Source organism: Paenibacillus marchantiophytorum (genome assembly GCF_014640555.1).
Taxonomy (GTDB): domain Bacteria; phylum Bacillota; class Bacilli; order Paenibacillales; family NBRC-103111; genus Paenibacillus_E; species Paenibacillus_E marchantiophytorum.
In genome coordinates this window covers 24,038-50,690 of record NZ_BMHE01000017.1, presented here as the reverse complement: position 1 = coordinate 50,690, position 26,653 = coordinate 24,038, and the positions used below count along the sequence as shown (strand labels likewise).

26 protein-coding genes are annotated in these 26,653 nt (G+C 46.9%); 21 read left to right on the top strand and 5 right to left on the bottom strand.

What is annotated here, in order from left to right; translation table 11 throughout:
- Nucleotides 1-35: 35 nt before the first annotated feature.
- The 10 genes from IEY34_RS17255 (at nucleotide 36) to IEY34_RS17210 (ending at nucleotide 11,856) form a co-directional block, all read left to right on the top strand.
- A complete protein-coding gene (locus tag IEY34_RS17255) occupies nucleotides 36-386 on the top strand; it encodes a post-transcriptional regulator (protein WP_189013375.1) in 351 nt (116 codons plus the stop codon).
- A gap of 123 nt (nucleotides 387-509) precedes the next feature.
- A complete protein-coding gene (gene secD, locus IEY34_RS17250; RefSeq protein ID WP_189013541.1) occupies nucleotides 510-1,742 on the top strand; it encodes a protein translocase subunit SecD in 1,233 nt (410 codons plus the stop codon).
- On the top strand, nucleotides 1,732-2,658 hold the full coding sequence (gene secF / locus IEY34_RS17245) for a protein translocase subunit SecF (RefSeq protein WP_189013373.1): 927 nt from the start codon (nucleotides 1,732-1,734) through the stop codon (nucleotides 2,656-2,658). Before secD ends, secF begins: the two co-directional genes overlap by 11 nt.
- Nucleotides 2,659-2,724: 66 nt before the next feature.
- Nucleotides 2,725-3,624: a cation diffusion facilitator family transporter gene (locus IEY34_RS17240; RefSeq protein WP_189013371.1), complete on the top strand. Its 900-nt coding sequence runs from the start codon at nucleotides 2,725-2,727 to the stop codon at nucleotides 3,622-3,624.
- A 21-nt stretch (nucleotides 3,625-3,645) separates the two neighbouring features.
- Nucleotides 3,646-6,093, top strand: a complete 2,448-nt coding sequence (gene recJ / locus IEY34_RS17235; RefSeq protein WP_189013369.1) for a single-stranded-DNA-specific exonuclease RecJ — start codon at nucleotides 3,646-3,648, stop codon at nucleotides 6,091-6,093.
- Nucleotides 6,090-6,602 carry an adenine phosphoribosyltransferase gene (locus tag IEY34_RS17230; RefSeq protein WP_189013367.1) on the top strand — a complete coding sequence of 171 codons (513 nt, stop codon included), beginning with the start codon at nucleotides 6,090-6,092 and terminating at the stop codon, nucleotides 6,600-6,602. The genes recJ and IEY34_RS17230 overlap by 4 nt, the downstream gene beginning before the upstream one ends.
- A 184-nt stretch (nucleotides 6,603-6,786) precedes the next feature.
- Nucleotides 6,787-8,970: a RelA/SpoT family protein gene (locus IEY34_RS17225; RefSeq protein WP_189013365.1), complete on the top strand. Its 2,184-nt coding sequence runs from the start codon at nucleotides 6,787-6,789 to the stop codon at nucleotides 8,968-8,970.
- A gap of 39 nt (nucleotides 8,971-9,009) precedes the next feature.
- Nucleotides 9,010-9,450, top strand: coding sequence for a D-aminoacyl-tRNA deacylase (dtd, locus tag IEY34_RS17220; RefSeq protein WP_189013363.1), 441 nt, complete (start codon nucleotides 9,010-9,012; stop codon nucleotides 9,448-9,450).
- Between the two features lie 87 nt (nucleotides 9,451-9,537).
- Nucleotides 9,538-9,711, top strand: a complete 174-nt coding sequence (locus IEY34_RS17215) for a hypothetical protein (protein WP_189013361.1) — start codon at nucleotides 9,538-9,540, stop codon at nucleotides 9,709-9,711.
- A 198-nt stretch (nucleotides 9,712-9,909) separates the two neighbouring features.
- Entirely contained in the window at nucleotides 9,910-11,856 is a 1,947-nt protein-coding gene (locus tag IEY34_RS17210; RefSeq protein WP_189013359.1) for an FAD-dependent oxidoreductase, read from the top strand.
- Between the two features lie 92 nt (nucleotides 11,857-11,948).
- Here IEY34_RS17210 and IEY34_RS17205 read toward each other — a convergent pair whose 3' ends face one another.
- Both IEY34_RS17205 and IEY34_RS17200 read right to left on the bottom strand, forming a co-directional pair.
- On the bottom strand, nucleotides 11,949-12,215 hold the full coding sequence (locus IEY34_RS17205; RefSeq protein ID WP_189013357.1) for a hypothetical protein: 267 nt from the start codon (nucleotides 12,213-12,215) through the stop codon (nucleotides 11,949-11,951).
- 971 nt (nucleotides 12,216-13,186) lie between these two features.
- On the bottom strand, nucleotides 13,187-13,579 hold the full coding sequence (locus IEY34_RS17200) for a DoxX family protein (protein ID WP_189013355.1): 393 nt from the start codon (nucleotides 13,577-13,579) through the stop codon (nucleotides 13,187-13,189).
- 159 nt (nucleotides 13,580-13,738) lie between these two features.
- On the opposite strand from IEY34_RS17200, the gene IEY34_RS17195 reads away from it, so the two are divergent.
- The 6 genes from IEY34_RS17195 (at nucleotide 13,739) to IEY34_RS17175 (ending at nucleotide 20,341) form a co-directional block, all read left to right on the top strand.
- Nucleotides 13,739-14,044 carry a winged helix-turn-helix transcriptional regulator gene (locus IEY34_RS17195; RefSeq protein ID WP_189013353.1) on the top strand — a complete coding sequence of 102 codons (306 nt, stop codon included), beginning with the start codon at nucleotides 13,739-13,741 and terminating at the stop codon, nucleotides 14,042-14,044.
- A gap of 168 nt (nucleotides 14,045-14,212) precedes the next feature.
- Nucleotides 14,213-14,347 carry a hypothetical protein gene (locus tag IEY34_RS37310; RefSeq protein ID WP_268240137.1) on the top strand — a complete coding sequence of 45 codons (135 nt, stop codon included), beginning with the start codon at nucleotides 14,213-14,215 and terminating at the stop codon, nucleotides 14,345-14,347.
- 126 nt (nucleotides 14,348-14,473) lie between these two features.
- Nucleotides 14,474-15,739: a histidine--tRNA ligase gene (gene hisS / locus IEY34_RS17190; RefSeq protein WP_189013351.1), complete on the top strand. Its 1,266-nt coding sequence runs from the start codon at nucleotides 14,474-14,476 to the stop codon at nucleotides 15,737-15,739.
- Between the two features lie 109 nt (nucleotides 15,740-15,848).
- Complete coding sequence (gene aspS, locus IEY34_RS17185) at nucleotides 15,849-17,630, top strand: aspartate--tRNA ligase (protein ID WP_189013349.1); 1,782 nt, start codon at nucleotides 15,849-15,851, stop codon at nucleotides 17,628-17,630.
- A gap of 24 nt (nucleotides 17,631-17,654) precedes the next feature.
- The gene (locus tag IEY34_RS17180) at nucleotides 17,655-18,413 is read left to right on the top strand and encodes a tRNA threonylcarbamoyladenosine dehydratase (protein WP_189013347.1); all 759 of its coding nucleotides are present in this window, start codon (nucleotides 17,655-17,657) and stop codon (nucleotides 18,411-18,413) included.
- Between the two features lie 608 nt (nucleotides 18,414-19,021).
- Nucleotides 19,022-20,341: a replication-associated recombination protein A gene (locus tag IEY34_RS17175; RefSeq protein WP_189013539.1), complete on the top strand. Its 1,320-nt coding sequence runs from the start codon at nucleotides 19,022-19,024 to the stop codon at nucleotides 20,339-20,341.
- On the opposite strand, the gene IEY34_RS17170 is transcribed toward IEY34_RS17175, so the two are convergent.
- From IEY34_RS17170 to mnmA, 3 genes are all read right to left on the bottom strand, one after another.
- Entirely contained in the window at nucleotides 20,336-20,749 is a 414-nt protein-coding gene (locus tag IEY34_RS17170; RefSeq protein ID WP_189013344.1) for a DUF3889 domain-containing protein, read from the bottom strand. The genes IEY34_RS17175 and IEY34_RS17170 overlap by 6 nt on opposite strands.
- Nucleotides 20,750-20,824: 75 nt before the next feature.
- Nucleotides 20,825-21,517, bottom strand: a complete 693-nt coding sequence (locus tag IEY34_RS17165) for an AlkZ-related protein (protein ID WP_189013342.1) — start codon at nucleotides 21,515-21,517, stop codon at nucleotides 20,825-20,827.
- A 36-nt stretch (nucleotides 21,518-21,553) separates the two neighbouring features.
- A complete protein-coding gene (mnmA, locus tag IEY34_RS17160; protein ID WP_189013340.1) occupies nucleotides 21,554-22,642 on the bottom strand; it encodes a tRNA 2-thiouridine(34) synthase MnmA in 1,089 nt (362 codons plus the stop codon).
- 314 nt (nucleotides 22,643-22,956) lie between these two features.
- Between mnmA and cymR the strand changes: the two genes are divergently transcribed.
- The 5 genes from cymR to IEY34_RS17135 all read left to right on the top strand — a co-directional run bounded on the left by cymR (nucleotide 22,957) and on the right by IEY34_RS17135 (nucleotide 26,523).
- Nucleotides 22,957-23,376 (top strand): cysteine metabolism transcriptional regulator CymR, encoded by a 420-nt coding sequence (gene cymR, locus IEY34_RS17155; RefSeq protein ID WP_189013338.1) that lies wholly within the window; start codon nucleotides 22,957-22,959, stop codon nucleotides 23,374-23,376.
- A gap of 9 nt (nucleotides 23,377-23,385) precedes the next feature.
- Nucleotides 23,386-24,534, top strand: coding sequence for a cysteine desulfurase family protein (locus IEY34_RS17150; protein WP_189013336.1), 1,149 nt, complete (start codon nucleotides 23,386-23,388; stop codon nucleotides 24,532-24,534).
- A gap of 28 nt (nucleotides 24,535-24,562) precedes the next feature.
- The gene (locus IEY34_RS17145; protein WP_189013334.1) at nucleotides 24,563-25,084 is read left to right on the top strand and encodes a PRC-barrel domain-containing protein; all 522 of its coding nucleotides are present in this window, start codon (nucleotides 24,563-24,565) and stop codon (nucleotides 25,082-25,084) included.
- Between the two features lie 10 nt (nucleotides 25,085-25,094).
- The gene (locus IEY34_RS17140) at nucleotides 25,095-25,295 is read left to right on the top strand and encodes a YrzR-like zinc ribbon domain (protein WP_189013332.1); all 201 of its coding nucleotides are present in this window, start codon (nucleotides 25,095-25,097) and stop codon (nucleotides 25,293-25,295) included.
- A gap of 157 nt (nucleotides 25,296-25,452) precedes the next feature.
- Nucleotides 25,453-26,523, top strand: coding sequence for an AI-2E family transporter (locus tag IEY34_RS17135; protein WP_189013330.1), 1,071 nt, complete (start codon nucleotides 25,453-25,455; stop codon nucleotides 26,521-26,523).
- The last annotated feature ends 130 nt before the right edge of the window (nucleotides 26,524-26,653 follow it).

Here is a 26,653-nt window from a genome sequence, read left to right as displayed (position 1 = left end):
GCAGAAGGTAAATCACACCTTAGGAGGATCTCCCCATGAACGGAGAAGATAACGATCAAGTCCCTCATCATCCTGAGGATACAGAGAACGAACAGGCAGCAGAAGAAGACGCTTCGGTGAGCGTTGAAGAGGAAGAGGAGAATGGCCTTTCTGACACAGAACTCAATGAAGTTATTGAGAGCTTATGTTTAAGCAAAGTGGAGGAATTCATCTTGCTCGGCTACGATCATGTGAGCGGCAAGGATATATGGGATTGTGTGAGTGATAAATATCGGAAGACCGGTGTTCCTTCGCTTCATCAAATCGTGAATGACATTTTATCACTGAAATCGACTCAGTTTATGAACTGGATGACGATTAGCATGTATAGAGGAGCCCAATTCTAAGAATAGGGCTTATTTTTCTGTGAATGTGAAATGATAAGGATAGTTATCGACTTAAATTGACTCGATTTTCAGACCTGAGTATAATAGGCATATTGAGTATCGAAGGGAGACAAGCAAGAGATGCTGGATTGGAAAAGAATTTCGTTCTTTTTTCTTACGGTCATAATTGTGCTCGGAGCCATTGGGGCAACAAGTCCTAGACTAGTAGAACGAATCAAGCTTGGATTGGATTTAAAAGGCGGGTTTGAAATTTTGTACACCGCTGAGCCTTTGTCGGCTGGACAACCTCTGACGAAGGAAACGCTTACGCAAGCGGCAGAAAGTTTGGCCAAACGTGCCGATACCCTTGGTGTAGCTGAACCTGAGGTCTATCCGGAAGGATCAGACCGCATTCGTGTTCGTCTAGCCGGTGTGGAGAACGAAGAGGAAGTCAGAACCCTGATGTCCAAACCTTCTGTTCTAACCTTCAGAGGACCGGATGGAACGATTTACATGAACGGAACGGATTTCGTAGAGAACGCAGCGAAATTAAGCTACGATCCGAACACGAAACAGCCGATCGTTGAGATCAAAATGAAGAGCAGAGAGAAATTCAAGGAAGTTACAACAAAGCTGGTAGGCAGCACCCTGTCCATTTACTTGGATGATGTTGTTCAGTCCACGGCTTCCGTTAATTTCCCGATTGACAGCGACTCTGCGATCATTACACAAACCAATGTAGCAGAAGCCACGAAAGTAGCCAAAATGATTAACTTGGGCGCGATGCCTTTGAAGTTAACTGAGAAATATATTCAACGTGTAGATGCAACGTTAGGTAAAGCTTCCCTGCATGAAACAGCAAGAGCAGGTCTGATTGCTTCGATCTTAATCTTCTTATTCATGGTGATTTATTACCGCGTTCCTGGTCTGGTAGCAGCATTTACGCTCATTACCTACGTATGGGTGCTTCTCGCTATTTTCGACTTTATGAATGCGACGCTGACCTTGCCAGGTATTGCTGCCCTTGTGTTAGGAGCGGGTATGGCGGTGGATGCGAACATCATTACATACGAAAGAATCCGTGAGGAAATTCGCGCGGGCAAAAGCATTCTTTCCTCTTTAAAAGCAGGAACCAAGCATTCGTTCCGTACCATTATGGATGCTAACGTAACAAACTTAATTGCCGGTATTGTCCTGTATTATGTAGGGAACGGTGCAATCCGCGGATTCGCGGTTATTACGATGATGAGTATTATTATCAGTATCTTAACGAACGTCCTGTTCTCCAGATGGCTGCTGCATCTTATCATACGAGGCAACTTGCTGAAGAAGCCAAGTTATTTTGGTGTGAAGGAGGCAGACATTCGTGGGCTCTAAACAAAAGTTTGATTTTGTCAAAAACCGCAATAAATTCTTTATCGTTTCTGCAGCTCTTCTCATCATTGGCTTAGCTGTGATGCTGTTCTCCGGCATGAATTTCGGTGTCGATTTCAAAGCAGGCACGAATATTGACCTCGTGGTTGGTAAACAGCTGGATAAAGCAAAAGTGGAAGAAATCTTGCATACACTGACTTCAAGCGGCGATGTGAATTCCAAATTTGCTGATCCTACGATTGGCGGCAACAATAGTGACCGCGTTTCAATTCGCTTCGACGATGTGTTGACTGACGATGTAGTAAATAAGATTCAGAAGGCATTTGCAACGGCCTATAGTGCGGAAGTTTCCAAAGAAATTAATACGGTTGATCCACAACTGGCAAAAGAATTGCTGCTTAAAGCCGTATATGCGGTTGCCATTTCAAGCGTACTAATTTGTCTATATGTAAGCATTCGTTTCGAATGGCGCTTTGCCATAGCGGCGATTATCGCTATCTTACATGATGCTTTCATGGTTATCGCAATGTTCGCGATTTTCAGATTTGAAGTGAACTTGCCGTTTCTGGCGGCAGTCTTAACCACGATTGGTTATTCGATCAATGATAAAATCGTTATCTTTGACCGTATTCGTGAGAATTTAAGATTTGCTAAGCTCAAAACGGACGAAGACTTGGTTGCACTGGTGAATGATAGTATCTGGCAAACGATGGCACGGAATATCAACACGGTTCTCGTTGTCTTGATTGCAGCAGGATGTTTATACATTTTCGGTAGTGAATCCATTAAGCTTTTCGCTTTGGCGAAGTTAATCGGGTTGACAAGCGGAGCTTACTCCTCCATCTTTATCGCTTGTTCGCTTTGGTACTTGTTGAAAAGAAAATCCTTGCGTAGTTCTAAAAAGAAAGCTGCAGCGTAATAACCATAATAAACCGGCCGCGTGTATGTTGCGCGGCCTTTGTATCCGTTCAGGGGGAGTGTCAAGGTGACTGATGAGCGTTTTCAAAGGGCCGAACTCATAGTGGGGCTCGGAATTGCAGGAAATGTAGGACTGGCGCTCCTCAAGGGGATCGTCGGCTTTATGGCGCAGAGCACCGCGCTGCTTGCTGACGCAGCACATTCAGCATCGGAAGCCATACGGAGTTCTCGCAAATCCAATAAGATGTTATCCATCTCGACCATTCTGCTCTCCCTGGTCATCTTGCTCTTAGGCGTTGAGATGGGATTCTCATCCGCGAAGTCGCTATGGACAGGGGGCAATCAGGCTCCGGAAGTTTATGCACTGGCTGCTGTCGGTGTTGCGCTCCTGGCGAAAGAACTCTTTTTTCAATATACTTACAGGCTGGGCAAGCGTTTAAAAGATAAGGAATTAATTGCCAATGCAAGAGGACATCGTTCCGAGATATACTCTACTCTTGTGGCTTTGATTGGTGTAACAGGGGCTTTGCTCGGTCAGTATGCAGGTCTTTCATTTCTTTATTACTTGGATCCATTAGCAGGGCTGGTGATATCCATATTGGTGATTCGCAAAGGTTATCTGTTTGTGAAAGACGCGTTACACACCCCTCCTAGTGAGGCTTGGCAGCAAGAAGATGCGGCAGATTTCATCGCAGCCGTGCAGGCCATAAAAGGAATTATAACGGTTGACGACTTGAAAGCACGCGAGCAGGGCCACTATGTTATCATTGATATTAAAATTAGTGTAAATCCAAGAGCATCTGTATGGGAGGGGCATGAGCTTTCCAAAAGGGTCAAGCAACTGCTTATGAAACGGTTCCAACATGTTTCAGATGTTCTTGTCCATGTGGCCCCCTATGATGCGGGCTTTCCCTATAAACATAATGTGGATACAGAGCATAGTGAGTTTCCGTCTGTAGTTCATTAAAAAAGAAGGAGGACACACCAAGTGCTAGCACCTAAGGCAAGATGGAGCATAGGAAATGCGGATGAAATGATCGTAGAGACGTTTGTGCGTGAGCTGCAGGTTGACCCGCTTGTCGCCAGATTGCTTGTTCTGCGAGATATACGCACCGTGCCGGATGCCGAACAATATATGCATGGTGGAGTCCAGTATTATCTTGACCCGTATCTGTTAGATGGGATGCTTCCCGCAGTGGAACGCATCCGTTTAGCGATTAAGAATGAGCAATTTATTCGTGTATATGGGGACTATGATGCGGATGGCGTAAGCAGTACTTCCTTAATGGCTCATTTGCTAAAAGGCTTGGGCGCTCGCTTTGACACGTACATCCCTCATCGGATTCGAGAAGGCTATGGCCTGAATCGAGGTGCCATCGATTTAGCGAAGGAACAAGGCGTCGATTTATTGATCACCGTTGATACAGGCATTAGCGCCGTGCAAGAAATCGCGTATTGTCAGGAGCTCGGCCTAGATGTGATTGTAACGGATCACCATGAGCCGCCAGATGAGCTGCCGCAAGCTCTTGCCGTCATCAATCCGAAGAAGCCTGGCTGCCCGTATCCGTATAAACATCTTGCAGGGGTCGGTGTTGCCTTGAAGTTGGCGCACGCCCTTCTGGAGCGCTTGCCAGAGGAGCTGCTCGAATTTGCCGCACTGGGCACAGTGGCAGACTTGATGCCTCTGACGGGGGAAAACAGGCTGATTGTGAAGCAAGGTTTGCAGCGTATGCAGGATTCGGCGTATGCGGGCTTTCGTGCTCTGATCGGGGTATCGGGCATCGATAACAAGGAAGTCACCGCGTCTCATATTGGTTTCTCGTTGGCTCCGAGAATTAATGCAAGCGGTCGATTGGAAGCCGCTGACATTGCGGTTAAGCTGCTGACAACGACCGATGACCAAGAAGCCGAGCAGATTGCTTATGAACTGGATGAGCTGAATAAAGAACGTCAACTTATCGTTGAAGAGATGGTGAAGGAAGCATTCGTGCTTGCCGAACAACAGATGGCCAAAGGGTTGGATAAAGTCATCGTGGTTGTCAAAGAACAGTGGAACGTGGGTGTAGTCGGTATTGTCGCTTCCAAAATTGTGGAGAAATTTTATCGGCCGACCCTGGTACTCAGTCTTGATCCTGCAACGGGGATAGCCAAAGGCTCTGCCCGCTCAATTGCAGGGTTCGACCTGCACAAAGCTTTGACAGCTTGTGACGAATGGCTGGATCACTATGGCGGCCATCAAGCAGCAGCGGGCATGAGCTTAAATCAGATTCATCTCGATGCTTTCACGCAGAAGCTCAATGAGCTGGCCGCAGCTACGCTGACGGAACAGGATTATATTCCGCTGTTCAAAGCAGATGCTGTATGCAGCTTGCCAGATGTGCCGATAGCCAGCATTGAGCAGTTAGAGAAGCTCGCGCCCTTCGGTATGGGGAATCCGGCACCGAAATTTATGTTTACGGATCTGCTGTTAGGTGAGATTCGCACCATGGGCAAAGAGAAACAGCACTTGAAGCTCGCGCTGTCGCAGGCCAAAGAGGAAGTCAGCTGCGCAGTAGAAGCGGTGGGCTTTGGCAAAGGCAATCTCGCGACTTTGATGGCGCCAGCTGCCAAAGTCGATGTGTTGGGTGAACTCTCCATCAATGAATGGAATGGCGTACGCAAGCCGCAAATTGTGATGCAGGATTTGCGGATTACGCATATGCAGCTTTTTGATTGGCGCGGAGCCGGACAACTGAGCGCTAAGCTGCAAGTGCTTGAGAATAATTTGGCTTCAAGCAACCAAAAAAGTGTGATGACGCCAGCCATTGTTCTGTTCGATGAGGCGGATGTGAGCAGATTCACATCAACCGCTTTTCAGTTAGGCGACGCCGTGCCTTACTGGGTTGTTCAAGATGACGAGCAGATTCGACCGGGGAACGAAGCAGCGAGGCTTAATGATTTTGCCCATATGCAGGACATCATTCTTTATACGATTCCAAGAAGCATCGCCAGCTTGCAAAGCGTGCTTGAACAAGCGAGCGGTATGATGCGCTGCTACCCAGTTTTTGCGGAACTGGGACCTGATAGCGGCAGTACGATGCCGTCTCGCGAGATGTTCAAAATGCTTTATGGCACTTTGCAGAAGGACGGTTCGCTGAACGTGCAAGATGTGCGTATCATGACCTCATTTAGCAAACGTTCCGGACTTTCACCTGCGATGATTCAATTCATTTTATCGGTGTTTGAAGAGTTGGGCTTTGTTGAGCGGCAAGGTCCTCATGTTAGATTGCAGGCGTCACCGGCCAAAAAAGATCTTACAGCATCCCGCTTGTATCAACATAGATTGCATCGTCAGGAAGTGGAGTCCATTGTTATGTATTCCTCAGCCAAAGAGCTTGAACAATGGATTGCTGAACAATTACAAAGAGAAAATCACTTATTGGAGGAAATCATATGAATTTCAAAGAATATATTCGCGTAATCCCGGACTTTCCACAACCAGGCATTCGATTCAAGGACATTACAACGTTGCTCCAAAATGGTCCTGTGTACAAAGAAGCTATTGACCAGTTGAAAGAATTGATCAAAGAGAAGCAAATCGATGTAATTGCCGGCCCTGAAGCCCGCGGGTTCGTGATTGGCGCTCCGCTTGCTTACTCCCTTGGGGTTGGTTTTATTCCGATTCGCAAGAGCGGCAAGCTGCCTGGTGAAACGATCGAAGCGGATTATGCGCTGGAATACGGCAAAGATAAATTGGCGATGCATAAAGATGCGATTAAACCAGGTCAAAAGGTTCTGATCGCTGATGATTTGCTGGCCACAGGCGGGACGATTCAAACTTCCATCGATTTGATCAAACAGTTGGGCGGCGATATTGTCGGGGCCGCATTCTTGATTGAGCTCAACTACCTGGACGGAAGAAGCAAGTTTGACGGCATCGATGTGGTATCCCTAGTTCAATATTAATGACACCGAAACACCTCATGATTGCCTAGGCAACCGTGGGGTGTTTTCCTAACATTTTGAGAAACCACCAAAGGATTGCGATAAAATGATGCAATTTGTCGAAAGTGTAGGAGCGAATAGTTGACGCGGAGCCTGCCTTGCAGGCATAATGGATAAAAATCGATTAAAGGGAATGGGTAGATGCATGGGTATAGAGCAGCTTCTAGAGAAGGCCGCCACCTATCTGAAAGAGAATGATTTGCAGAGGATTCGGGAGGCCTATGAATTCGCGGATGAAGCCCATCATGGCCAAGTTCGCAAATCGGGGGAGCCCTATATTCTGCATCCACTCGCTGTTGCAGATATATTGGTGAATATGCAGATGGATGTGACATCCATCATTGCGGCACTTCTGCATGATGTCGTTGAAGATACAACAGTTTCACTGGAAACTGTTTTAGATAAGTTTGGGAAAACATGCGCAATGCTTGTTGATGGCTTGACGAAGTTGGAACGGATTAAATTCAAGTCCAAGGAAGAGCAGCAGAACGAGAATTATCGTAAAATGTTCGTCGCGATGGCGCAGGACATCCGGGTTATTCTGATTAAACTGGCTGACCGCTTGCATAATATGCGCACATTGAAGTACCAGTCGGAAGAAAGCCAGCGGCGTATCGCGGAAGAAACCTTGGAAATCTTCTGTCCAATTGCGCATCGCCTTGGTATTTCTACGATCAAGTGGGAGATGGAGGACATTGCCCTCCGTTATTTGAATCCACAGCAATACTACCGAATCGTGAATCTCATGCAGAAGAAGCGGATCGAGCGCGAGCAGTATATTGAGGATGTTATTCACAGCATCAAAGAGAAATTGGATGAGATGGGTATTCAAGGAGATATTTCTGGAAGACCCAAACATTTGTACAGTATTTACAAAAAAATGAGTTCCCGCGGCAAGCAGTTCAATGAGATTTATGATCTCATGGCGCTGCGCGTCATTGTCGATGGAATCAAAGATTGCTATGCTTCTTTGGGCATTATTCATACGTTGTGGAAGCCGATGCCAGGGCGTTTCAAGGACTATATTGCGATGCCTAAGCCGAATATGTACCAATCCCTGCATACGACTGTCATCGGGCCTAAGGGAGAGCCCTTGGAGGTTCAGATTCGGACTTGGGAGATGCACAGAACCTCAGAGTTCGGTATCGCTGCTCATTGGGCCTACAAAGAGGGGGGAACAGTCGTCCCTTCCGGCACATTTGAAGATAAAATGAGCTGGTTCCGTGAAATTCTGGAGCTGCAGCATGAAACGAACGATGCTTCCGAATTCATGGAATCCATGAAAATGGATTTCTTCTCAGACCTTGTTTTCGTATTTACGCCAAAAGGTGAAGTGATCGAGCTTCCTGCCGGTTCCGTACCCCTGGATTTTGCTTACCGCATTCATACGGAAGTCGGCAATCGCACGATTGGCGCCAAGGTCAATTCGCGGATTGTTCCGCTTGACCACAAACTCAAAACGGGGGATATTATCGAAATTCTGACGTCCAAGCATTCCTACGGACCTAGTCAGGATTGGGTGAAAATTGCGCAGTCCTCTCATGCGCGCAGCAAAATCAAGCAGTGGTTCAAGAAAGAAAAACGCGAAGAAAACGTTGAAAAAGGCAAGGATATGATTGAGCGCGAACTCAAACGGTTGGCGATCGATCCTCCGACGCTGATGAGCGATGACAAAATGCTCGAAGCAGCCAGGAAATTCAACTTCAATGATATCGAAGATATGCTGTCCGCTGTTGGGTTTGGCGGTATTACAGCAGCCCAAATCTGTACGAAACTAACCGAGAAGCTGCGGAAAGAAGCTGAGGAAGCACAAGTGCTCCAGCTGACCAGCGAGGTTAAGGAAGTTAAATCCAAGGAGAATGAGCGGAAAGGCCGGCCGACGAACGGCGTGCGCGTCAAAGGCGTCGATAACTTGCTGGTTCGTTTTGCCCGCTGCTGTAATCCGGTGCCTGGCGATTTGATTATCGGTTATATCACGCGCGGTCGCGGGGTGTCAGTTCACCGCTCGGATTGCACGAACATTCCTTCCAGCATGGGAGAAGAAGAGCGCGTCATTGAAGTGGACTGGGCGGAAGCCGTGGAATCCAACTTCAACGTGGAGATTGAGATCACTGGACATGATCGCCGCGCTTTCTTGAATGAAGTACTGCAAGCTGTCTCCGAAAGCAAGACGATGATTTCAGCCGTTTCCGGACGTTCGGATAAAAATAAGATGGCGACGGTTCATATGACGATTTTGATCAAAAATATCGACCATTTGCAGTCAGTCGTCGAGAAAATCAAAAGGGTCAAAGATGTTTATTCCGTACAGCGAATCATGCAGAGCTAGCGGATTGATGCTGTGAGGGTAAGGAGTTTTGGAGAAGCGATGAGAGTTGTTGTGCAGCGCTGCAAGCGCGCCGAGGTTACAGTTAATCATAGATCCATTGGCCGTATCGATAAGGGACTCATGCTGCTTGTAGGCGTCACCCATGAGGATACGGAGCAGGATGCCAAATATTTGGCGGAGAAAATCGCCGGACTGCGTATTTTTGAAGATGAAACTGGCAAAATGAATCTTTCTGTCCTTGAGACCGATGGCCAAATTTTGTCGGTTTCGCAGTTTACCTTGTATGGGGATTGCCGCAAAGGGAAGCGTCCTAATTTCATGGCAGCGGCGCGGCCGGAGCAAGCGGAGCCATTATACGATAAGTTCAATGACCTGCTTAGAGCTCAAGGGTTGCAAGTGGAGACGGGGGCATTTGGTGAAATGATGGATGTTTCTTTGACCAATTGGGGACCTGTGACTCTCGTAATTGACAGCAAATAGGCTTATCTTGGACAGGACGCCAAAGGATAAGGCTTTAACTGACTGGTTATACTGAATAGGTATATTCATGCAGTTAGGAGCATCCGGATGCGACAATCGATCAAACACAAAGCCATGACCGCACCAGAGCAACAGATCTTTCACACCAGCCTTGCTGAGCGTATGAGCCAAGCACCAGCGCTTGCTGATGTGGAAATAAGCAGTGAATTCACGTCTGATCAAGAGAAGATGAAAAGCATCCCCAAGAAAGCCTATCGGTAACCATAAAGCCTCGCATGCACCTAAAAACGCATGGTGAGGCTTTATTTGTGCATGCGCAGAATTTCTCTAGACCTCCAAGTTGTGGTAAACTAACAAGTGATGTTCAGGCAACAAATCAAACAACTGCGCAAAAAGGCTTATCCTGCGATCCATTCAGGTAAGCATAGAGCAGGAGACAAGGCGGGTGCTTTTGTTTTAATGGCAAATTCAAATCGTAATACGTCCTCATCCAAGGGCTGGGTTTGGTTGATGGGAATCTTGATTTTACTCGCGGTGGCAGCAGCAGCTTCATCCTTGTATTATCAATACAAACACCTGGCGGAAACTGAGCATAAAGTTAGCAAACAGGGCATTGAAGAAGTTAAATCGGTTAAAAAAGTGAAAGAGGCTTACGATGTTATTGTCGTGGGAACAGATCCGGAGGGTGTCGCAGCGGCTGTTTCAGCGGCTCGCAACGGAATGACAACCTTGCTCGTTGACGGGCGCAACCGCGAGATTCTAGGCGGGCTTATGACCTTGGGATGGATTAACTCCCTCGATATGAACTATTCTCCAGGCAAAACCCTATTAGGGAAAGATGATGTATTTAACAAGGGTTTCTTCTCGGAATGGTATGCCAAAATCGAAGGTGATTCCTTTGATGTGAATACGGCCGCGAATGCGTTCTATGACTTGGTCAAAAACGAAAAGAATATTGATCTGTTACTTAAAACGAAATCCATTGAGCCGCTCATTAATGATAATAAGACCTTAGTTCAAGGGGCCAAAATTACGCTTCAAAACGGTGATACGCAGACGGTGAAGGCTGCCTCTGTGATCGATGCTACGCAGGATGGGGATTTTGCCGCAGCGGCAGGTGTTCCTTTTACAATCGGACATGAAGATATTGGGGATCCTAATTCCAAAATGGCTGTTACGCTCGCCTTCCGTCTCAAAAATGTGACGCAGGATGTTTGGAATATGATGGCCAAAAGATTGAACAATGATGATAGTCCTGACACGGGTGTCAACGAAGTAAGTGTTTTTGGTTATGGGGAAATGAGCAGCTATCCGGCGCTTAACAAAGAAAAAGCCAAAATGAGAGGATTTAATATGGGCAGGCAGAATGATAATACCGTCCTTATTAATGCCCTGCAAATTTTTGGCGTAGATACCTTTGATCCCAAATCGGTTCAAGAAGCTTTTGATATCGGAAAAAAAGAATTGCCTAATATAGTCGCTTATATGAAAAAGACGTTCCCCGAATTCGCAACTATCGAGCTCGATGGTTCGGCGCCAGAACTCTATGTGAGGGAAACACGCCATATGCAGGGTGAATACCGTTTGAGTATTGTTGATGTTTGTACGAACAATGATCAGTGGGACCGTATTGGATTCGGCTCTTATGCTGTCGATATTCAAAGGGTTTCGCCTACTGACTCCGGCAATGTCGTGTGCAAACCGAAGCAGTATGCAATTCCGTTCCGCAGCATTGTGCCGCAGAAAGTGGATGGACTGCTTGTTGTAGGTCGAGCGGCCAGCTACGATACGTTGCCGCACGGAAGCGCGAGAGTAATGCCTACGGGGATGGCCGAAGGCGAAGCAGCAGGTGCTGCTGCAATGCTGGCGAAGCAAGAGAAGATGACGTTCCGTCAGCTCTCCGCATCCAAAGAAACCATTGCAAAGCTGCAAGCTCAGTTAACGAAACAAGGGATGGAAATACCGCCGATGACGCTCAAGCCGCAGCCTTTTATGGAGCACAAAGCCTATGAGGGACTAAAGTCTGCTTTGATGTTGGGACTAGCCTCAGGCGCGTACACCAATAACTTCCGTCTAGATGATGCCGCGAATCCTAAGCGGATGGTGAACCTTGTGAGCGGCGCGAAGAAGATGAAACCGGATGCTTTCAAAGGGGATGTTGCGAAGGCGATCGACAAGCTTGATAACGCCGATAAAGTATCATTGACTTTGGAGCAAGCCAGTTATACGATCACCCAAGCGCTTGGAATTACAGCTTCCCAGAATGAAGCGCAAGCGAAGCTGGTCGAGAACAAGCTGCTGACCGACGCGACTTTGAAGCTGATTGCGGACAAGACGAAGCTAACCAACGGAGATACCTATTTGATCATTCGAGATGTGAAGACAGGTTTGACCGGAAAGCCATAAATAAAAACAAGAGCCTTACTGCCGCAATGAATGTGGCGGTAAGGCTCTAAGTTTGAGTCAGGATGAGAATAAAGTGTGCACGCTTACATATATCAGTCAGCTTCTGCAGCATCCTCTTCTGCTTCGGCAGATGCTTCCTCATCCGCAGCTTCTTCAGCTTCAGCCTCTTCCTCAGCTTCTACTTCTTCCTCTTCAGCGGCTTCTTCCGCTTCTACGGCATCATCCGACTCTTCAGTGGCCTCATCCTCGGCTGTTTCCTCAGCTGCATCATCTTCTACTTCTGCTTCGGTTTCAGATTCTTCAGAGAAGAGCACCACTAGGTCTTGCCGATCATCTTGAAACTCGTTTTGTTTTGTCATTGTTACAGCCTCCTGAAGATAAATTCAAGGCCATCTGCCTTGTTGTACATGTATATGTGGATTTTATCCGAATATACGGGGACAGGTGAATGAAAATATTAAAAAATCGCTGTAATGAAATTGTAATTTAATTTTCATCTCGTTTTAATGATTAAGGGCTATACTTATAGATGACCCCCTTTAAAATATAATGTAACTTGAGGCCTGCAGCCATTGTGCTGCAGGCTATTTTCTTTTGTGGACACGTCAAAAAGTGCTGTGCTAATGACCGAAGTGGACGTTGATTCTGAAGGTCGCCCTCTTACGAACTCATTAACCTTTATATGATCAAAATGGTTCATTTTGAAAATCTAACGAATTCTCGCTGCGTTATTTGATGCAAATGCACACCATTCCGCTTGTAGGCTGCTCCATAAGGACAATCCAGTTCATTAGGTTGCCAATGATGCCCATTTTCCCGTCAATAAGCCTCCTACTGTTCATTAGATTGCCAAGTTGATGGGGAGGCGGCTGGTGGTGCTCAGCCTTGCCTGTTAACGCTGTTTTTCGACGTTACAGCTCTTGATGTGGCTTCAAACGCTGCAGTAACGCTGAATTTCAACCTTATCTCACCCGATGTGTCGTTTTTGGTGCTCAGCTATGCCTGTTAACGCTGTTTTTCAATGTTACAGCTCTCGTTGTAGCTTCAATCGCTGCAGTAACGCTGAAATTCAACCTTATCTCACCTGAAAGGGCGACTCTGATACTCAGCTTTGCCCGTTCCTGGTGCTCATACTTTGTTTGCTTGCGGGCTTCTGGTGTACAAAAGCTGCAGGACGGCGTATAAAACACCCGTGGATGCAAAAAAAGGAGCTAAGCGTACAAGCCGCTTAACTCCTTTTTCTAGTTTTGGGTGAGCGAAGCTTACCACGAATGTAGTGTTGGAGAGTGACTCCCTCACCATGTTCACGCGCGTTTGGCGTTTATCTACTTTACATCAAAGCATCGAAGGAATAATCGCCGGCACCGATGAGGGCAACGCCAACAGCGATTGCAAGCAATACTAAATTGTACTCAATTCCATTGGAAGTAACCCAGAAACCATTCTTACCGTGCACTTTAAGCATGGCGATGAGCATAGTCAACGCCATGAGCGCGGCTCCTAACCATGTCCAAAGGCCTGCGGCGAAGAGAAGGCCTCCGCCAAGCTCCGCTAGACCTGCAAGCACAGCCATCAAGACCCCCGGCTTAATACCTATGGAATCAAAGAAGCCTCCAGTTCCTTTTGGACCATAGCCCCCGAACCATCCAAATAATTTCTGTGTACCGTGCGCCGCGAATGTTAACCCTATGACCAAACGAATAATAAGAAGACCTAAAGCCATTACTAACAACTTCTCTTTAAATATATTTTGTTTAACAACTTACTTTATGTTAGTATATTATTACGAAGCACTTACTTTTGTCAAGCGACTATGTTAAAATTGTTAATCATAAGCTTATGATGCAAGTTTTCGTAAGAAAACTCTGAGGAGATGATTTATATGGAAGACTATCAACTATGCCCGAAATTCGAAAATGCGTTTGAACTTCTGGGTAAGCGATGGACAGGGCTTATCGTGCATGTCTTGTTATCAGGACCTAAGCGTTTCAAAGATATATCCGTTCTCATTCCCAGCATGAGCGACCGGATGCTTTCGGAGAGATTCAAGGAGCTTGAGGCTGCTGAGATCATTATTCGTCACGTATACCCCGAAACGCCGGTTCGGATTGAATATGAGTTGACACCCAAAGGCAAAGGGCTCAAGCCAGTTATGGATGAGTTGCAAAAGTGGGCGGACTCTCATTAACTAATATAGTGTAGTCGTTTTGTAAATAGACGTCTGTCTCTTGACTTTACTTCTGCCAATGTTTACAATAAACAATATTGTAATTCGATACTTTTGTGATCCATTGAAGGGACAAAGTAATTCGCCCCCACATTGTCAGAGAAGGAAGCCTAGGCTGGAAGCTTCCTAATGATGAGCGAGCCAAAAGACCTCCCTGAGGACCAACTGGGAACCGTGCATCGACATTTGTCGACTAACTTAGTAGCTGTTGTGCGTGTAGCGGGCGTTAACCGTCAAGAGCAGAATGTGAGTTGGATGGCCTAGCTATCTTGCCGTTCTGAATGTGGGTGGTACCACGGGTGAATTTGTTAATCAAATCTCTCGTCCCTGACGTTTGTCGGGGATGGGGGATTTTTTGCTATTTGCATGAGATAAAGGGAGGTTGACCATATGAGCATCCAAAAGCCAAAAGGCACACAAGATCTTCTTCCCGGCGAGGTGGAGAAGTGGCAGTATCTGGAGAACAAGGCAAGAGAGTTGTGCCAGCGTTTTAATTACAAAGAAATTCGTTCCCCGATCTTCGAAGAGACTGAACTGTTTATCAGAGGTGTCGGAGAAACTACGGATATCGTAGGCAAAGAAATGTACACTTTCCTCGACAAGGGGAACCGCAGCATGACACTTCGTCCCGAGGGCACTGCCGGGGTTGTTAGAGCGTATGTGGAAAATAAGCTTTACGGAATACCTGATCTTACCAAGCTGTATTATGTGGGACCCATGTTCCGCTACGAACAGCCTCAAGCAGGTCGATACCGCCAGTTCCACCAATTCGGTATCGAAGCGTTTGGTTCAGTTGATCCTAGTATAGATGCTGAAGTCATAGCGCTGGGCTACACCTTCTACAAAGAAATCGGTCTGAAGGAAGTTACCGTGGAAATTAACTCGGTCGGCACACCTTCTGTCCGCGCGGCTTACCGCGAGCAGTTGCAGGCGTTTTTTGCCCCTGTGAAAGATCAGATGTGCAAAGATTGTCAAATTCGCTACGAACGCAACCCAATGCGTCTGCTGGATTGTAAAATCGATCAGAAATTTGGCGAAGGCGCTCCTGATATTCTGGAATTTCTGGACGAAGAATGCCGCACTCACTTCGATCAAGTGAAAGAGCATTTGACAGCTATGGAGATTCCATTCCGCATTAATCCTCGACTTGTTCGCGGTTTGGATTATTACACACATACCGCTTTTGAGTACAAAGCAGCTGGTATTGGTGCAATTGATACGATTGGCGGAGGCGGACGCTACAATGGCTTGGTTGAGCAAATCGGCGGCCATGGCAACGATCAGCCGGGCGTTGGCTTGGGTCTGGGACTCGAGCGTATACTGCTCGTTCTACAGGCGCAAGGTGTAGAAATTCCGAAGCCGGACCCGCTGGACGTCTACTTGATTGGTTTAGGGGAAGCGGCTGAGAAGGAAGTTACGAAGCTGCTGCACCAGCTGAGAGTACAAGGAATCAAAGCTGAGAAGGACTACCAAGGGCGCAAAATGAAGGCGCAAATGAAATCGGCTGACCGGTTTCAAGCAACCTACGTGGCCATCCTTGGAGATGACGAGTTAGCGCGCGGCGAAATTACGCTGAAGAAAATGGATACAGGCGCTCAATTAACGGTTAGTTTAGTGGATATTGGTTCGAACGCAGCTAAGACACTATTCCAATAGATGATCAAAGATCCCACAAAAGGAGAGACTTTGAGCTCTGGCTCAAAGATCCCACAAAGGAGAGACTTTGAGCTCCGCTCAAAGATCCCTATATTAGGAGGAAACAATCATGATGCTAAAAACACATCATTGCGGGCAGCTTACGAAAGATCAGGTAGGACAAACAGTTACATTAAACGGGTGGGTACAAAGAAGACGTGATTTAGGCGGCGTACTATTCATTGATTTGCGCGACCGCAGCGGACTTGTTCAAACCGTATTTAACCCTGATTTCTCAGGGGATGCTCTTGCGATCGCTGACCGCGCGCGTAATGAGTACGTGCTTGCGATCAAAGGTAAAGTCGTTGAACGTGACGCTGAGACCGTGAACAAAAACATCCCAACAGGTGAAATTGAAATTCAAGTTACCGAGATTGAAATCATGAATGCAGCCAAAACGCCTCCGTTCTTCATTGAAGACGGGGTTGATGTTGATGAAGCGGTTCGCTTGAAATATCGTTATCTGGATCTGCGTCGTCCGGAAATGCAAAAAACGTTGATGCTGCGCTCCAAAGCTTCCAATATTTTCCGCAACTTCTTGGATGCTCAAGGCTTCATCGATGTGGAAACACCAATTTTGACAAAAAGCTCACCAGAAGGCGCTCGTGATTACTTGGTGCCAAGCCGCGTGCATCCGGGCGAATTTTTCGCGCTGCCGCAATCTCCGCAAATTTTCAAGCAGTTGTTGATGGTAAGCGGAATAGAGCGTTATTACCAAATCGCACGTTGTTTCCGTGATGAGGATCTTCGCGCAGATCGTCAACCTGAATTCACCCAAGTCGACATTGAGACGTCCTTCCTGTCCCAGGATCAGCTTTTTGAGATTTTGGAAGAACTTGTCGTGAAGCTTATGAAAGAAACAGCGCAAGTTGAAATCCCGCGTCCATTCCAACGTATTACGCATGCTGATGCGATGGCCAAATATGGTTCTGATAAACCGGATCTGCGTTTTGGTTTGGAGCTTGAAGATGTATCGGATATCGTTGAGACTTCCGGCGTTCAAGTATTCGCGAATGTAGTTAAAGGCGGCGGGCAAGTAAAAGCATTGAACGCCAAAGGCTGCGGAACTTGGAGCCGTAAGGAAATTGATGACCTGCTGCCATTTGCTGCACGTTATGGTGCCAAAGGTCTGGCTTGGATTCAAGTGAAAGACGGCGAATTCAAGGGGCCAATTGTGAAATTCTTCAATGAAGCCGAAATTGCTGCGTTAACGGAGCGTCTTGGCGTGGAAGAAGGAGATTTGCTTCTGTTCTCCGCTGACAAGAAGAAAGTTGTGGCTGATGTTCTCGGTAACCTTCGTCTGAGAATCGGACGTCAACTCGGTCTGATCGATGACTCCAAATTCAAATATGCGTGGGTTGTAGACTTCCCACTTCTCGGCTATGACGAAGAAGCGAAGCGCTATGTAGCAGAACACCATCCGTTCACACGTCCACGTGAAGAAGATATTCATTTCTTCGATACAGATCCCGGTCAAATTCGTGCGCAAGCATACGACCTTGTGCTCAACGGCTACGAAGTGGGCGGGGGCTCGATGCGGATTTACCAACGCGAAGTGCAAGAGAAAATGTTCACAGCACTCGGATTCTCCAAAGAAGAAGCTACGAAGCAATTTGGATACTTGCTGGAAGCTTTTGAATATGGCACGCCTCCGCACGGTGGTTTTGCTTTTGGTTTTGACCGTTTGGTCATGCTGATCACAGGCCGCACCAACTTGCGCGAAACGATTGCATTCCCGAAAACAGCGAATGCAACAGACTTGTTGATGGATGCCCCAAGTACGGTAGAAGACAAACAGCTGGAGCAGCTGTCCATTCGCACAGCGCTTAAGCAGCCTGCTGCCAAAGCTTAAGAACACGGAAGAGGAAGTGTATCTATGCTTCACCAATTTTCGCGGACGGAACTAGCCATTGGGCCTGAAGGCCTTGAAATCATGAAGAACAGCACGGTCGCTGTGCTAGGGATCGGTGGCGTAGGTTCTATCGCTGCCGAAGCGTTGGCGCGTACAGGCGTTGGCCGTCTAATTCTGATCGACAAGGATGTCGTTGATATTACTAATATCAACCGACAAATTCATGCCCTCACGACGACTGTTGGTCAGCCCAAAGCTGATCTGATGCGGGACCGAATCAAATTAATTAATCCGGAGTGCGATGTAATCGCGCTGAGGATGTTCTATACAGAGGAAACGTATGAAGAAGTTTTCGCTCACAACATCGACTATGTGCTCGATGCCAGCGACACGATTTCCTACAAAATTCATCTGATCAAGCAGTGTCTGGAGCGCAAGATTCCAATTGTTTCGAGCATGGGAGCGGCGAATAAAATGGATCCTTCGCTGTTCAAAGTTGCGGATATTTCCAAAACCAGCATGGACCCTATCGCTCGTGTTGTGCGACAAAAATTGCGCAAAGAAGGCATCAAAAAAGGCGTGAAAGTCGTCTTCTCGACAGAAGAGCCAATGAAGCCGCGCGAAGATGTCACGCAACAAATTGTTCCGGCGAATGCGCCTGAAATTCGCAAAGCAAAGCAGCCTCCGGCGAGCAATGCTTTCGTTCCGCCAGTTGCGGGTTTGATTATGGTGAGCGTAGCTGTGAAAGAATTGTTGGAAATTGGTTTGAAAAAGCAAGGATGACGTTAGCTTGTTTATTTATCAGCGAGCGCACAAATATTGTAGATAACCTAGCCACAGGCTAGGTTATTTTAATTTAAATATAAGAGTTTATATGTTTTGGAGGGAGCTACAGTCCGCTATTCTAGCCAAAAGTATCCATATCGCAGAGGTGAGGGAACTACAGTCCGCTATTTTGCTGTTTCAAGGCAAATTCAGTGTTTTTCGTGGAAATAAGACCCTGTAGTTTCGCTAATACCCCAGCATCCCTGTTATTTGCCTATATAGCGTCCTCTAGTTCCCTTAACAGGTTTTGTCGCTACTAAGAGGGTGATCTCTCAGGGCGGCGAAGTCGTTTTCTTTTTCGGGGAACGTCGATCCATTATTTGTGACAAACTGGCCGATTTCGCGCTCCTGCGGATCGTAGAGGCGCTATTTCCAGTAAATCTGCTCTTTCTGAAAGCGAAAAAGCGAAATAGTTGAACAACGATCCGCAGGGACATCCTTTTGCACACTTTTTGTGAGCATTGGGGATTGAAAATCCCTCCGCCAGAAAAAATGACATGTTTTCTTCTCCGAGTTATAATGAAGGCCATGGTTGCAAAGAAATGAAAGCAAAGGAAACTCATTCAATGGACTTATTTACATATGCCTCATCTCAAGAGCCGAGCAGCAAGCTGCTCGCAGACCGCATGCGGCCAACGACATTAGATGAATATATCGGTCAGGAGCAAATCGTCGGCAAAGGCAAGCTGCTAAGAAGAGCGATTGAAGCCGACCAAGTGTCCTCGATCCTGCTTTATGGTCCGCCAGGGACTGGCAAGACAACCTTGGCGAACATCATCGCCAACCGCACCCAAGGGGAGTTCATGAAGCTGAACGCGGTCGACGCTTCGGTTAAGGACGTCAGAGAGATTATCGAGCTGGCGAAGACGAATAAAGCGATGTACGGACGTAAGACCATCCTCTTCCTGGACGAGGTGCATCGCTTCAACACCTCGCGGCAGGATGCTCTGCTGCCTGCGGTCGAGCAGGGCATCCTCATCTTCATCGGGGCGACCACAGAGAACCCGTTTCACCATGTGAACGGGGCTCTGCTGTCGCGCTCGACGCTGTTTCAGCTCGAGCCGCTCACGGCGGAGCATGCGCTCATCGCCATGCAAAGAGCGATTGCCGATCCCGTGAAGGGGCTCGGATTCATGCGCCTCCACGCCCAGGAGGAGGCGCTGGAACATATTGCCCGGATGGCCAACGGCGACATCCGGAGGTCCCTCAACGCGCTGGAACTCGCCGCGCTGACGACTTCGCCCGAACCGGATGGTACGGTTCGGATCACGCTTGAGGTGGCGGAGGAGTCGATCCGCCGCCCCATCGTGAAAGCGGACGAGTCGACGCAGTATGACGTCTTGTCCGCCTTTCACAAGAGCATACGCGGCTCCAGTGACGCCGCGCTGTTCTGGTTCCTCTATGCCGTTGAGAAGCTCGGCATGGACCCTATGACGTTCCTGAGGCGCCTTATCGTCGCCAGCAGTGAAGATATTGGCCTGGCGAACCCGCAGGCCATGGTGCAGTCTGTGACGGCTATGGATGCCTATCATAAGATTGGATGGCCAGAATCGAAGTACATCATTTCCCAGGCAATTTTATTCGCCGTAGAAAGTCCTAAATCCAATTCAATCCCGCTGGCGATCATGCGCGCAGAGCAATTGATGGATCAAGTGAAATCGGCGAATGTACCGCTGCATTTGAGAGATACACACTACAAAGGCGCTGATCAGTTAGGACATAAAGGCTATATGTATCCGCATAATTATCCCGGCCACTTTGTACGCCAGCAATATTTGCCTGATGAAATTCAGAGGGAGATCATTTTCGAGGCCAGTGAGCAAGGAACGGAAGAGAAGATGAAGCTCAATCAACAAAAAAGAAGAGGGAAGCCTACAGAGCTATAATATCTGTAAGTTCCCTCTTTTTTCTTGCGCCATTTCAATCGTAAAAACTTTTTCCGAGATTGGATCATACCGAATGGAGACAATCAGAGGGAATTCAACACCGTGATGTCTGACCCAGAATCGGAATTGCTGCTGGGCTACCCCAGAGGCAACGATAGAACGTCCTAGATATTTGTAATCAAGCAAGGTGTACACCTTGCCAGCTTCGTGAAAAGCTAAACGGCTCCATTTGGCATATTCAGGGTCGGGTTCTTGATACGCAATAACTTCAGCGCCTAGGAATCGTTCACTTTCACCTACACATGCCTGCACATCGTCACTCCAAGCAAATCCCATAAGCAGAAGGGCGGTTGAGAATTTAAACATGCGCTCACACCTTTCGCCATTATCGTTTGCCCAGAGTTCCACGTGCATACTTCCTGAGGCACAGGTAAATTTGGGTACAACGCAAAAGAAGAGCCCGAATAGGCTCTTCTTCAAAACTTAAAGCTTAAAAATCTTTCGCAAATAAAGACCAGCGGCTTCACTGTAGTTCTCTGCAATCCAAGCTCTCATTTTATTCTTGGCTTCCGGAGTCGGCAGCGTGTTAGGCTCGTGGTTATACAGTTCCATCCAATGTGAAGCGGTCATATAGCAGGTGCTGTTCCAACCGCTTTTATTGCCATCTGCATTACGTTTTTCACCGATGCCGGCAATGACAATGTCCGCAGAGCTTTGCAGTTCGATGAGCGCACGATCGAATTCACTTTTGGATTCTTTGCCTTTCATTCCTGTTTTAGCCCGCAATGTTTTAACGTCAATGCCTTCTTGATCGGCGATCGCCTGATAAATCTCGACAGATGCCTTGGGAAGCAGGCCGTCATCATAACGTTCTTCGACGGAATACGGATCTTCCAGCAAGTTTTTGACCAGAGGGAAAAGCTCAGCAGAAATCAATAAAGGCTTCTTAGCAAAAAAACGGCCATAAACAGCGATGCCTTCCCCGGGAAAACGATCCCGCCATAACCAAGGATCTGTGTCTAAGCCAGTATGCCAATCTTTGAATTCGGTCACGGAATCCAGTGACGGATGATCAGGGATGAAGGAAGAGAGAGGGAGAATCCCAATCTCTTTGACAAGTCTTATGGCATCTTCATAAGTTGCAATTTTTAAAGTACTTGCGTTCGTTTTGAACATTTGGATTCATCCTTCCTCTGGTTCAAGCGTCCAAACTTATTTATGCACTTTATCGATGACCCCGCCGCCCAAACACACGTCACCTGCATAGAAAACAACGGACTGTCCTGGTGTGACTGCTTTTTGCGGCTGATCAAACACAACTTCACAGGCCCCGTTGTCAGCAAAGGTAAGAACCACGCCTTGATCGGCTTGACGATAACGGAATTTAGCTGTGCAAGCGAACGAACCCTCCGGCTTGTTGGATGAAATCCAGTTGACATCTGTAGCTGTAAGTCCTTTGGAATAAAGGCCTGGGTATTGTTCGCCTTGCACGACGAGCAATTCGTTGCTCTCCAGATTTTTGTCAACGACGAACCAAGGCTCGCCTGAACCTGAACCACCAATGCCGAGTCCTTGTCTTTGACCAAGTGTATAGTACATCAGACCATCATGCCGTCCTTTGACTTCGTTGTTGCGAATATCGACCATGTTACCGGGCTTGGCAGGCAGATATTGGCTGAGAAAGCCTTTGAAATCGCGTTCTCCAATGAAGCAGATGCCTGTGCTGTCTTTCTTCTTGGCTGTTGCAAGTCCGGCTGCTTCGGCAATTTCACGGACTTTGGGTTTCGGCAGGTGGCCGATCGGGAACATGGCTTTGGAGAGCTGTTGTTGATTCAAGACATTCAGGAAATAAGTTTGATCCTTATTCGAATCGTTGCCTCGCAGAAGCACATATTCGCCATCTTGCTCTTTCACCTGTGCATAATGACCCGTAGCGATATAATCGCCGCCCAGGTCGAGTACTTTTTGCAGCAATTCGCCGAATTTGATTTCGCGGTTGCACATGACATCCGGATTCGGCGTACGTCCTTTGGTATACTCGTCCAAGAAGTAAGCGAACACTTTGTCATAATATTGCTTCTCGAAATTAACTGTATAGAAAGGGATATCGAGCTGATCGCAAACGCGTCTGACATCCTCTGCATCATCTTCGGCTGTACAGTGTCCAAACTCGTCTGTATCGTCCCAGTTTTTCATGAAAATGCCGATGACCTCATAACCTTGCTCTTTGAGCAGCAGCGCTGCTACGGAGGAATCGACACCACCGGACATACCTAGAATGACACGTGTTTTTTTGCTCATAACTATGAACCTCTTTTCTATCTTGTGAGTCTAATTTGATATATCAGAAATAAAGCTTTCACTATTATACAACTCTACCTCGAAAAATTAAAATATTTCATGAGAATGTCATGGATTTTCCCACACAAATCAAGGAAACTATGATAACATATATACGATATACGGATGTTTAGGAATGTTTTTGCGAAAATTGGAAACGCTGTTTACCTAGATAGGGACGACCCCAGTATCTGCATGTGGACCAAACAGAACATAAGATTCATAAAATATTGATCCGACTTCCTGATGGCATAAATGTTGAATGAGGTGTGATTTTGAAAATTTCTACAAAAGGCCGCTATGGTCTAACGATCATGATGGAGCTGGCCAATCGCGTTGGTGAAGGACCGACTTCACTGAAAAGTATTGCTGAGAAACATCAACTATCCGAGCACTATTTGGAGCAGCTCGTGGCTCCCCTGCGCAATGCAGGATTGGTGAAAAGTATTCGCGGAGCTTACGGTGGATATATTCTCTCCAAAGCTGCGGATCAAGTGACGGCAGGCGAGGTTATTCGCGTTCTGGAAGGGCCGATCAGCCCTGTTGATTTTACAGAAGAAGATGATCCGGCTAAGCGTGACCTGTGGATACGTATCCGCGACAGCATTGCGGATGTCTTGGATTCAACTACACTTGCAAACCTGATCTCTTACGAAGACCAAGGCTCAAGTGACAACTACATGTTCTACATTTAAAGGTGTCTAATGAATCCTATTTATCTTGATTACGCGGCAACCACGCCAGTGCATCCCGACGTATTGGAAGCGATGCTTCCTTTCTATACAGCCTTTTATGGCAATCCTTCGAGTACACACAGCTTCGGCAGAGCAACGAGGACAGCACTTAATCGGTTTCGTGATGCGATGGCGAAGTCCTTGGGCTGTCTGCCTGCTGAGCTGATTTTCACAAGCGGTGGAACCGAAAGCAATAATATGGCGATATTTGGCCTTCTGAATGCGAACAAAGAAGAGAAGAAGCACATCCTTACAACTCAAATCGAGCATCATGCTGTCATACATCCTTGTGAGCGATTAGAGAGCCTCGGATTCGAGGTGACCTACCTGCCAGTAGGTCCGACTGGTCTTACTCAAATCGAGGATGTCGAAGCAGCGATTCGCCCTGATACAGCGCTTATTTCAGTGATGTATGTGAATAACGAAGTAGGGACGATTCAGCCCATTGAGTCTATAGGTCAACTTGCACGGGCAAGGCAGATTCCTTTTCATGTGGATGCGGTTCAAGCTCTGGGGAAATTGCCGATTAACCTGCATGAGCTTCCTGTCGATTTAGTGAGCTTCTCCGCACACAAGTTATACGGCCCCAAGGGTGTCGGAGCTTTGTATGTTTCGAAGCATACGAAATTAATACCTCACGTTTACGGGGGATCCCAGGAAAGAAAGCGCCGCGCTGGAACGGAGAATGTGGCGGCTATCGCCGGCTTCGCCAAAGCGGTGGAGCTGTTTCTACCCCAGCAGATCAGCATGCAGCAGCAGGCTGCAGAACTGCGCCAAGTGATGATCGATGTCTTGGAGCAGCAATTAGGCAGCGAAGGTTTTACGATTAATGGCCACACGGAACAGTCAGTCCCGCATATTCTGAACATCAGCTTTCCAGGTATTTCTACAGAAACACTCCTTATGAATTTAGATCTCGACAATGTGGCTGCGGCAAGCGGTTCTGCTTGCACATCAGGTTCCCTTGAAGTGTCGCATGTTCTAAAAGCTATGAAACTTCCAGAAAATGTTACAGCCTCCGCGGTTCGGTTTAGCTTTGGAATGGGGAACTCTAAAGAGCAAATCGAAACAGCTGCCCAGAAAGTTGCAACCATTATCCAACGGTTGCGTATGAATTAGTACCGGGTGGTTCTAGGAGGAATTGAACTTGCGCAAAGCGCATGATGTGATCGGACTTCCTGTCATCACGGTAGATTCCGGTAAGCAGATTGGTCAAGTGAAAGATCTGTTGATTGACCCTGATTGGAACATACGAGGTATCGTTCTTGAAGTGAAAGTATGGTTCACCTCCTTACGCTACGTACCTTGGGAGGGAATTACTGCTGTGGGAGAAGATGCCGTTACCATACCGAACGAAACGGTTATGCAAGAGCTCGAGCATGTGGATGAGTGTCATGCTTTCCTTGAAGGAAGCCGCAAAATTAAAGGACTTCCGGTCATAACCGTAGGCGGACATAAATTAGGCGTGGTGGAGGATGTTTATTTAAACCAAGATTGGGGTAAACAAATAGTAGGTTATGAATTGTCCGAAGGGTTTATTTCTGATTTAAAGGAAGGGCGTAAATGGCTACCCATGCCGGAATCGGCAACCAAGGGGGAAGACGCCATTATAGTGCCTGTACATTGCGCTCAGGAAATGGAAGAACTCTTCGTATCCAAAGAAGAATAGGGTGAGCGAGATGCGTTGTCCAAACTGTAATTCCAAAGATATTGGAAAGATCGGTTCCCATCAATTTTACTGCTGGGGTTGCTTTATAGAACTCAGCGTTAACGGAGAGAAAATGTCCGTGTATCAGGTTGAGGAAGACGGTACACTGAGTTCTCTGGATGATTTGTTTTTTGAGGAAGAAATGCCTCAAGTCCAAGAACATGCCAATTAATCAATAATGATCATAACGAAACGTCTATTGTCAAGCAGATAACTGCATGAGAATGGCGTTTTTTTGTTGCGCGGATGTCAGCTTTAGGATTAATTTGGACGAGTTGTACATATACTGTATGAGCGAAAACTTATCTGACAGTCCCGAGGTGAATGACATGGAACGATTTTGGAAAAATAGATGGTTTATCGGGCTGGTGTACACGCTGCTGGCCTTGATGACCTTGTATATGCTGTTGCAAATAAAACCGATTCTGTTTAGTGTTATCACATTTATCAAAGCGATTGTGACCCCGTTTTTTATTGCGGTGATCATTTCCTACATTTTGAATCCCGTTGTTAATCTTCTCAACAAGCGCAAAGTGCCAAGAACAATTGCCGTTTTGCTGATTTATAGTGTGTTTATTTCATCGCTTACGGTCATTATCATGAATATGACGCCTGTGTTTATGACGCAAATTGCTGAATTGAACGAACATATGCCGCAAATGGCCATGCGCGCGCAATCGCTTGTGGATGGCTTTAATCAGAATCAATTGCTGCCTGATAGTGTGCGCAGCGGATTTAATCATTCACTGGCCAAGCTGGAAAGCAGTATTTCCCTAGCTATTTCGAATTATATGAATCAAATCGGCAACACGATCAATATGCTGTTCATTGCCTTCATTGTCCCGTTCATGGCTTTTTACATTATGAAAGATTTTCGAATCATCGAAAAAACAGCATTAGCTATCGTGCCGCGAGAGCATCGCAAAAAAACGGTCAAGCTGCTAATTGATATTGACACCGCACTCGGCAATTATATTCGCGGACAATTGTTAGTTTGCGTGATTATCGGCGGACTTGCGTACTTGGGCTATTGGCTGATTGGCATGCAGTATGCGCTGCTCTTAGCGAGCGTGGTCGCCATTTTCAATATTATTCCTTACTTAGGTCCTTTCTTTGGCGCGGCGCCAGCCATTATCATGGCTTCAACGATTTCTTTGAAAATGGTACTGTTCGTAGCGCTCGTAAATTTAACGATTCAAATTTTGGAAGGAAATGTGATTTCACCTCAGGTAGTAGGCCGAACGCTGCATATGCATCCTTTGTTTATCATCTTCGCGCTGCTTGTAGGCGGGGAGGTAGCGGGTATTGTGGGGTTAATATTGGCTGTGCCTTTCTTTGCCGTCATGAAAGTTATTCTGCAGCATGTGTTCCTGCATTATGTTCATAAGCCAACCACCTAGGGAGAACGGCTCAGAAGACGCACAAAACCCCTGTGAACCATGACTTGCGGGATCATGGAACATAGGGGTTCTGCACGAGGGTTGAGGATATGAAAGGGTGTGGCAATGCGTAAACCATCGAATGGGATAC

Coding starts and splice junctions, on each gene's coding strand:
- IEY34_RS17255 (WP_189013375.1), top strand. CDS start 36: ATGAACGGAGAAGATAACGATCAAGTCCCTCATCATCCTGAGGATACA.
- IEY34_RS17230 (WP_189013367.1), top strand. CDS start 6,090: ATGAATTTCAAAGAATATATTCGCGTAATCCCGGACTTTCCACAACCA.
- IEY34_RS17225 (WP_189013365.1), top strand. CDS start 6,787: ATGGGTATAGAGCAGCTTCTAGAGAAGGCCGCCACCTATCTGAAAGAG.
- dtd (WP_189013363.1), top strand. CDS start 9,010: ATGAGAGTTGTTGTGCAGCGCTGCAAGCGCGCCGAGGTTACAGTTAAT.
- IEY34_RS17215 (WP_189013361.1), top strand. CDS start 9,538: ATGCGACAATCGATCAAACACAAAGCCATGACCGCACCAGAGCAACAG.
- IEY34_RS17210 (WP_189013359.1), top strand. CDS start 9,910: ATGGCAAATTCAAATCGTAATACGTCCTCATCCAAGGGCTGGGTTTGG.
- IEY34_RS17205 (WP_189013357.1), bottom strand. CDS start 12,215: ATGACAAAACAAAACGAGTTTCAAGATGATCGGCAAGACCTAGTGGTG.
- IEY34_RS17200 (WP_189013355.1), bottom strand. CDS start 13,579: ATGGCTTTAGGTCTTCTTATTATTCGTTTGGTCATAGGGTTAACATTC.
- IEY34_RS17195 (WP_189013353.1), top strand. CDS start 13,739: ATGGAAGACTATCAACTATGCCCGAAATTCGAAAATGCGTTTGAACTT.
- IEY34_RS37310 (WP_268240137.1), top strand. CDS start 14,213: ATGATGAGCGAGCCAAAAGACCTCCCTGAGGACCAACTGGGAACCGTG.
- hisS (WP_189013351.1), top strand. CDS start 14,474: ATGAGCATCCAAAAGCCAAAAGGCACACAAGATCTTCTTCCCGGCGAG.
- aspS (WP_189013349.1), top strand. CDS start 15,849: ATGATGCTAAAAACACATCATTGCGGGCAGCTTACGAAAGATCAGGTA.
- IEY34_RS17180 (WP_189013347.1), top strand. CDS start 17,655: ATGCTTCACCAATTTTCGCGGACGGAACTAGCCATTGGGCCTGAAGGC.
- IEY34_RS17175 (WP_189013539.1), top strand. CDS start 19,022: ATGGACTTATTTACATATGCCTCATCTCAAGAGCCGAGCAGCAAGCTG.
- IEY34_RS17165 (WP_189013342.1), bottom strand. CDS start 21,517: ATGTTCAAAACGAACGCAAGTACTTTAAAAATTGCAACTTATGAAGAT.
- mnmA (WP_189013340.1), bottom strand. CDS start 22,642: ATGAGCAAAAAAACACGTGTCATTCTAGGTATGTCCGGTGGTGTCGAT.
- IEY34_RS17150 (WP_189013336.1), top strand. CDS start 23,386: ATGAATCCTATTTATCTTGATTACGCGGCAACCACGCCAGTGCATCCC.
- IEY34_RS17140 (WP_189013332.1), top strand. CDS start 25,095: ATGCGTTGTCCAAACTGTAATTCCAAAGATATTGGAAAGATCGGTTCC.
- IEY34_RS17135 (WP_189013330.1), top strand. CDS start 25,453: ATGGAACGATTTTGGAAAAATAGATGGTTTATCGGGCTGGTGTACACG.